The 8,193-nt window shown below is 68.4% G+C and carries 3 protein-coding genes; all 3 read right to left on the bottom strand.

What is annotated here, in order from left to right:
• Positions 1-302 precede the first annotated feature (302 nt).
• The 3 genes from glgB to AC5RWG_RS12985 are packed head-to-tail and all read right to left on the bottom strand — an operon-like array spanning position 303 to position 8,075.
• Complete coding sequence (glgB, locus tag AC5RWG_RS12995; protein ID WP_494139615.1) at positions 303-4,235, bottom strand: 1,4-alpha-glucan branching protein GlgB; 3,933 nt, start codon at positions 4,233-4,235, stop codon at positions 303-305.
• Positions 4,228-6,027: a maltose alpha-D-glucosyltransferase gene (gene treS, locus AC5RWG_RS12990; RefSeq protein WP_494002334.1), complete on the bottom strand. Its 1,800-nt coding sequence runs from the start codon at positions 6,025-6,027 to the stop codon at positions 4,228-4,230. Before treS ends, glgB begins: the two co-directional genes overlap by 8 nt.
• A complete protein-coding gene (locus AC5RWG_RS12985) occupies positions 6,027-8,075 on the bottom strand; it encodes an alpha-1,4-glucan--maltose-1-phosphate maltosyltransferase (protein ID WP_494157572.1) in 2,049 nt (682 codons plus the stop codon). The genes treS and AC5RWG_RS12985 overlap by 1 nt, the downstream gene beginning before the upstream one ends.
• Between the last annotated feature and the right edge of the window lie 118 nt (positions 8,076-8,193).

The raw sequence follows: 8,193 nt of genomic DNA, 5'->3' as shown, positions 1-8,193 counted from the left end.
ACACACCACAGGGGCGGCACGCCACGGCACTTTCAACCAATAAATAATTGGTATCAACAAACTTGGCACACTATTGAGTTCTCAAACAACAGGAGCACCCGGCACCAGGACGACCCTCTCAGGCCCTCCATCGCTCCGGAGCAACTTTTCTAACTTACCCGCGCCGGCAGTTCTTGTCAAACCGCCCGGTCCCGCTCCGCCCGTTGGCAACTGCCTTCGGCCGGTTCGGCGAGGCGGCCTTACCGCCCTGCGCGGCTTTAAACTCTAGCACCGGTCGGCGCGGATGTAAATTCCGCTGCCGTTCATCGTTCCTCCACCCGGGCCGGGCCACCGGCAGCCGGCTTCAGGTACACCACGCCCAGCGGCGGCACCCGGAGCGTCGCAGAAGCGGGGCTGCCCTTCCAGCCGCCTTCCACGGCGGTGACCGCACCTGCGTTGACCACTCCGGATCCGCCGTATTCGGCGGAATCGGTATTCAGGGCCTCGTCCCATTCGCCCGCCCACGGCATCCCCAGCCGGAACCCTTCGTGCGGGGCCCCCGAGAAGTTGGCCACGCAGACGAGCGGGTTTCCGTGCTGGTCCCAGCGGATGAAGGACAGCGTGTTGTGCGCGCCGTCGTTCTCGTCGATCCACTGGAAGCCGGCCGGCTCATTGTCGCGCTCGTACAGGGCCGGCGTGGAACGGTAGATCCCGTTGAGGTTGCGGACCAGGTGCTGCAGGCCCTTGTGCGGAACGTTCTCGGAGAGCCACCAGTCCAGCCCGTGCTGCTCCGACCATTCCGACTCCTGGCCGAATTCGGTACCCATGAAGATCAGCTGCTTGCCCGGGTGCGCCCATTGGAAGGCCAGGTAGGCGCGCAGGTTGGCCAGCTGCTGCCAGCGGTCGCCGGGCATCTTGCGCAGCATCGACCCCTTGCCGTGGACCACCTCGTCATGGCTGATCGGCAGCAGGAAGTTCTCCGTGTAGGCATAGACCATCGAGAAGGTGGCCTTGCCGTGGTGGTACATCCGGTTGACCGGGTCCTCGGCGATGTACTCGAGCGTGTCGTGCATCCAGCCCATGTTCCACTTCAGGCCGAAGCCGAGGCCCCCCGCGCTGGTCGGGCGGGTCACGCCGTCGAAAGCGGTGGACTCTTCCGCGATCATGACGATGCCCGGCACCCGCTTGTACGCGGTGGCGTTGACTTCCTGCAGGAAGGAAATGGCCTCCAGGTTTTCGCGGCCGCCATGGATGTTGGGGACCCACTCCCCGTCATTGCGCGAGTAGTCGAGGTACAGCATGGAGGCCACCGCGTCCACCCGGAGTCCGTCGATGTGGAACTCCTCCAGCCAGTACAGCGCGTTGGCGACCAGGAAGTTCCGCACCTCGCGGCGGCCGAAGTCAAAGATCAGCGTGCCCCAGTCCGGGTGTTCGCCCAGCCGGGGGTCGCCGTGTTCATACAACGGCTGGCCGTCGAACCGGGCCAGCGCCCACTCGTCCTTGGGGAAGTGTGCCGGGACCCAGTCCAAAAGGACTCCGATGCCGGCCTGGTGCAGCCTGTCCACGAGGTACTTGAAGTCGTCGGGGTGCCCGAAGCGCGAGGTCGGCGCGTAATAAGAGGTGACCTGGTAGCCCCAGGATCCGCCGAACGGGTGCTCGGCCACCGGCATGAACTCCACGTGCGTGAAGCCCTGCCAGTTGACGTATTCGGCGAGCTGGTCGGCCAGCTGCCGGTAGTCCAGCCCCAGCCGCCACGACCCCAGGTGCACCTCGTACACGCTCATCGGCCCGTTGTGCGGGTCGCGGGCGGCACGCCGCTCCATCCATTCCTGGTCGCCGAAGCGGTAGTGCGATTCGACCACGCGGGACCCGGTCAACGGCGGGACCTCGGTCCAGCGGGCCATCGGGTCGGCCTTCTCCCGCCACTGGCCGTCCTGGCCCAGCAGCTCGTACTTGTAGACGGCACCGGCCTCGACGCCGGGGATGAACAGCTCCCACACGCCGGATCCGCCCATCGAACGCATCGCGTGCCGGGCGCCGTCCCAGTGGTTGAAGTCGCCCTTGACCCGGACCGCCCGGGCATTCGGCGCCCAGACGGCGAAGCTGGCCCCGGATGTGTCGCCCAGCGCGGAGTTGTAGCGGCGCACGTGGGAACCGAGCGCGGTCCACAGGGTCTCGTGCCGGCCCTCGCCGATCAGGTGCAGGTCGATTTCGCCCAGGCTGGGCAGGTAGTGGTACGGATCGTCGCTGATGGCGGGAGCACCGCCGTCGTACGCCACCTCGAGGCGGTAATCCGGGACGCGACCCGGATCATCGGCCGGGAAGACCGCCACCCAGATGCCCTCGTGCTCGTGTTCCATCGGCACGCGCAGTGACGGCGTGATCACCGTGACGGAGTCGGCCAGCGGACGCCGGGTGCGGACGGTGACGTGTCCATGGTCGTCCAGGTGGGCACCGAGCACTGCGTGCGGCTGGTGGTAGGACCCGTGCGCGACGGCGGAGAGCACCTCCGGCTCGACACGCACCGGGGTGCCGGAGCGGCTGCCCGACGGCGATGCCGGTCCGGGGGTGCCGGCCGCGCCGGAAGTGTTGGCCGCGCCGGAAGTGTTGGCCGCGCGGGAAGTTGCGGGGACGGAAGTTCCGGCCGCGGACGCACCCGCGAAGGCGGGAGCTACCGGCGCCGCTGCGCCGACTGCGGCAGACGTCCGGCCGCTTCCGGGCCCGGTGCCGGTGCCCGCCAGTGGTGCCAGGGCCTCGCGTACGCCGCGGACCGGCACCTGTACCCAGCGCGGGCGGTTGCGCTGTTCGTACACCACTTCATAGAGGGCCTTGTCCAGGAGCAGCGCGCGGAAGAGCGTGGAGGACGTGTCCACCGGCTCGCCTGTCCCCTCCCGGTAGCCGTCCAGGAAGGCGGAGCTGGCCTGCGCCGCCCAGTTGTCGGCGGCGGCGCCAACCGCATCGTCGGGCTCCGCGAGCCGGGCAACGCCGGCGGCGTAATCGAACGAGCGGAGCATGCCCACCACATCGCGCAGCGGCACGTCGTCGGTGCCGCGGTCGCCCATGGGCCGCAGCGGTTCGCCCTCGAAATCAAGCACTACCCAGCCCCGCTGTGCCGAGAACAGCACCTGGCCCAGGTGGTAATCGCCGTGAATCCGCTGCAGCTGAGGAAGCTCAGTCACCTCATCCAGCCGGTCCAGCAGTTCCTGCACCGCGTCGTCCAGGGGCCCCACGGACGCCCCGGCCTGGGCCCAGCCCCAGCGGATCCGTTCCGCCAGCGCTGCCTTGAACGCCTCGACGGCCTTGGCGTCCGCCGGGGAGGCGCCGGCCGCGTCGCGCAGGCTGCGGTGGATCCGTCCGGTGACGGCGCCGAGCTCGCGGGCCTGGGAGCTGAAGTCCGTGCCGTCCAGGGCGGAGCCCGACGCGGTGCGCCACGCATCCTGGCTGTCCGGAATGAATTCCCGCAGCACGCTCAGGTGTCCGGTGTCCCAGAGGCGGTCGCCGCCGTCGTTGTCCTGTCCGGGAGTCAGCCAGCCGCCGGTCACCCAGCCGTACGTGACCGGGACTTCGCGGCACCCGGCCTCCGTGAGCAGCACACCGACCTCGACGTCCGGATTGGTGCCGGCTTCCAGCACGCGGAAGAACTTCACGATCAGCGGACCCTGGTCGGACTGGACCACCACCGAGGTGTTCGACTGCTCACCCAGCAGCACGGAGGCCTGCAGCCCGGTGGTGAACTCCGGCCAGGAATCGAATCCGGCCCCGGCGTGGCCGCGGGTATGCCCGTCGCCCGTCACCGACTGCCGCCGCATCAGTTCCAGCCAGGCGGCCACGAACACCGGGTCGTGGGCGCCGTCGTAAATCCAGCGCTCTTCGGGACCGCCCGCAGTACCGCCCGCGGCGCCGCCGGCCGCCCCCGCGGTACCGCCCGCCGGCTTGTCCGGCCCAACGGTCTCGCCCTCTTCGCGGGTTGCCGCCCACGTGTCCTCGGCGCCCTGCTGCACGCGCCCGAGCAGGGCCGCCTCCCCGCCGGCCAGGGGCTCCCGGCGGTAGCTCAGCGGCACGTTGACCACGTGGACGGCGTCGGCAGTGTGCACGGCCACGATGTGCACTTCCAGTCCCACTGCCCCGGCCGGGTCCGGCAAGCGGATGCCGCCCAGCCGGCGCAGGACCGACTCTTGGCCCTTGGCGGGGAACCAACGCTGGGCGGGGAGCCACTGGTGCAGCAGTTCGGGCAGGCTCGGCGTGAAATCAGGCATGTGATGCCACCTCTGTTCCTTCAGTCGCGGGTCTGATGACTGGGAGTGTCTCGGTCTGTGGAGATGCGGGGTTGGACGCGGCCGAACGCAGCCGCAACCAGAAAAAGTCGTGGCTGCCCAGCGTCAGCGTGAGCTGGCCGGCGTCGTCAAAGGCAGGGAAGGGGACGCCTCCGAACGTGTCGCGCAGCCCCCGGCCGGCAAATTCGGGCAGCCGCAGCGGTGCCGCCACGGGGTGCTGCGACAGGTTGAACACGCACAGCAGCACCTCTTTCTCCAGGCCTTCCGGATTGTCCTCCGGCAATTCGCGCAGAAAGGCCAGCACAGATTCGGAGTCCACCGGCACGTTCCGGTAGGTGCCCAGGCCGAAGGCGGGATGGGCCTTGCGCACGGCCAGCATCTGGCGCACCCAGTGCAGCAGCGAACTGTTGTGCGCCAGCTGCGCCTCGACGTTGACGTAGTTGTAGTGATAGACCAGCGACTGCACCACCGGCAGGTACAGTTTGCCGGGGTCCGCGGTGGAGAAGCCGGCGTTGCGGTCGGGGTTCCACTGCATCGGGGTGCGGGAGGCATCGCGGTCTTCGAGCCAGATGTTGTCGCCCATGCCGATCTCGTCCCCGTAATACAGGAACGGGCTGCCCGGCAGCGACAGCAGCAACGCGTGAATCAGTTCGATCTCGGCGCGCGAGTTGTCCAGCAGCGGGGCCAGCCGGCGGCGGATTCCGATGTTGGACCGCATCCGGGAATCCGGCGCGTACCAGCCGAACATCGCCTCACGTTCTTCGCGGGTGACCATTTCCAGCGTCAGTTCGTCGTGGTTGCGCAGGAACGTTCCCCACTGGGCCCCGGCCGGGATCGCCGGAGTCTGCTCCATGGTGGCGATGATCGGGGCGGCCTTCTGGTCCCGGAGCGCGTAATACAGCCGCGGCATGATCGGGAAGTGGAAGGCCATGTGGCATTCGGGGCGCAACCCGCCGTCGCCGTCCGGCTGGCCGAAGTATTCCACCACCTCGTGTGGCAGCTGGTTGGCTTCGGCGATGATCACGCGGCCGGGGTATTCCGTGTCCACCAGTGCGCGCAGGTCCTGCAGGAAGGCGTGCGTTGCGGGCAGGTTCTCGCAGTTGGTCCCGTCTTCCTCGAACAGGTACGGGATGGCGTCCGCGCGGAAACCGTCAATCCCCTGGTCCAGCCAGAAGCGCACGACGTCGAACAAAGCCTCGATCACCTTGGGGTTCTCGAAGTTCAGGTCCGGCTGGTGGCTGAAGAAGCGGTGCCAGTAGAACTGCCGGCGGATCGGGTCGAACGCCCAGTTCGAATCCTCGCTGTCCACGAAGATGATCCGCGCGTCCTGGTATTTCTCGTCCGTGTCGGACCAGACATAGAAGTCTCCGTACGGCCCCTCCGGGTCCCGCCGGGACTGCTCGAACCAGTCGTGCTTGTCCGACGTGTGGTTTATCGGCAGGTCGATGATCACCCGGACGCCGCGGGCGTGGGCCTCGGCGACCAGGCGTTTGAAGTCGCCGATGGTGCCGAACTCGTCCAGCACGTCGAAGTAGTCCGCGACGTCGTACCCGCCGTCCCGCAGCGGGGACTTGAAGAACGGCGGGATCCACAGGCAGTCGACGCCCAGCCACTGCAGGTAGTCGAGCTTGTCGATCAGCCCGGAGAAGTCGCCCGATCCGTCCCCGTTGGAGTCGGCGAAGCCCCGCAACAGCACCTCGTAGAACACTGCCTTGCGGTACCAGTGGGGGTCATGCGTCAGCCCCGGAGCGTGCAGCTGGAAGGGGCCGGCCATCAGCGGTTCCTTCGGACGTGCAGGATGTGGGCGGGTTCCACGTGTGCGTCCAGCCGCACGTAGTTGTGTTCGCCCCAGCGCCAGCTCTGCCCGCTGAGCAGGTCATCGACCCAGAACGTGCCGTCGTCGTTAAGGTCCTCCTCCCGCAGCCCCAGCGCCGCCAGGTCCAGCGAGACCGTCGATTCGCGCGCGCTGTGCGGGTCCACGTTGACGACGACGATGATCGTGTCCCGCCCGCCGCCGTGGCTTTCGGGCAGGTGCGCCTTGTGCTTGGAGTACACCACCGTGGCCGGGTCGGTGCTGCGGTGCACGGTGAGGTTGCCCAGGTCGCCCAGCGCCGGGTGGGCACGCCGGATGGAATTGAGCCGGGTCAGGTACGGGGCGAGCGAGCGCCCTTCGGCCTCCGCGGCGGCGAAGTCGCGAACCTTGTATTCGTACTTTTCGTTGTCGATGTATTCCTCGGCGCCCGGCCGGGCCACGTGCTCGTAGAGTTCGTAGCCGGCGTAGACGCCCCAGAGCGGGCTGGCCGTGGCCGCCAGCACGGCCCGGACCTTGAACCCGGCGGGGCCGCCGTACTGCAGGTACTCGGTGAGGATGTCCGGGGTGTTGACGAAGAAGTTCGGCCGGAAGAACGGCGCCGTCTCGTGGCTGATCTCGGTGAAGTACTCCTCGATCTCTTCCTTGGTGTTGCGCCAGGTGAAATAGCTGTAGGACTGCTGGAAGCCCGCGCGGCCCAGCGCGTGCATCATGGCCGGCCGGGTGAAGGCCTCGGCCAGGAACACCACCTCAGGGTGCTCGCGGTTCACCGTGCCGATCAGCCATTCCCAGAACCACAGGGGCTTGGTGTGCGGGTTGTCCACCCGGAAAATCTTCACGCCGTGCGAAATCCACAGCTTCACGATCCGCAGGACCTCTTCGGACAGGCCGCGCGGGTCGTTATCGAAGTTCAGCGGATAGATGTCCTGGTACTTCTTCGGCGGGTTCTCGGCGTAGGCAATCGTGCCGTCGGCCCGCGTGGTGAACCATTCGGGATGCTCGGTGGCCCACGGGTGGTCCGGGGCGGCCTGCAGCGCCAGGTCCAGGGCCACCTCCATGCCGAGCGCCTCGGCGGCGGCCACGAAGGCGTCGAACTGCTCGAATCCGCCCAGGTCGGGGTGGATGGCGTCATGCCCGCCGTCCTTGGATCCGATGGCCCACGGCGATCCCGGGTCGCCGGGTCCGGCGGTCAGCGTGTTGTTCGGTCCCTTGCGGTTGACCTCGCCGATCGGATGGATGGGCGGCAGGTACACCACGTCGAAGCCCATGGCCGCGACGGCCGGAAGCCGCTCGGCCGCCGTCGTGAAGTCGCCGGAGGTCCAGCGCCCGTTCGCCGGGTCGTAATGCGCGCCCTCGGAGCGCGGGAAGAATTCGTACCAGGCGCCGCGGCCGGCCCGTTCACGCTCCACCAAAATGGGGTACCGCTTCGAGGGGCTCACCAGGCTGCGGATCGGATGGCTGTTCACGGCGTCCAGCACGGCGTCCGAGGTTCCTGCGGCCAAACGTTCATGCACGGTGAGCGATCCGTCGGCGAGCGCGGCGGCGGCGTCGCGCAGCACCTGCGCGTTGCCGTCCGGCCGCCCGCCCTGGCCCGCGGCCTGCTCCAGCAGCAGCCGGCCCTCGGCCAGCATGAGGTCCACGTCCACGCCGGCGGCAATCTTCACCTCGGCGTTGTGCCGCCAGGTGGCGTAATTGTCTCCCCAGCCTTCCACGTGGAAGGTCCAGAGGCCGGTGCCGGTGGGCCGGAGGGTCCCATGCCAGCGGTCGGTGCCGGGCGCGCCGGGCGTCAGCCTTGCCCGCTGGACGGGCCGGCCGTCCGGGTCGAACAGCACCGCGGTCGCGCCGATCTTGTCGTGCCCCTCGCGGAAGACGGTGGCGGCTACCTCCAGGTCTTCGCCCGGTATCGCCTTGGCCGGAAACTCGCCGCCGCCGACCACGGGCCAGACGTCGACCACCGGGATCCGGCCGAACTTCAGGCGGGGGGCTGGCTGGGTCGTACTCTGCTCCTGCATCGAAGTCGTCACAAGACAGACGTTAGCGAGATTCCTTCCCGATTGCGAAGGATCCCCACGCCCTGCGACCGGGTTGACGGCCAGTTCGACGCGCATTCACCCGCCGGCCATCAACGGC

The organism is Arthrobacter sp. Y3221160 (assembly GCF_059092585.1).
This window is presented reverse-complemented; position numbering and strand designations above follow the sequence as displayed.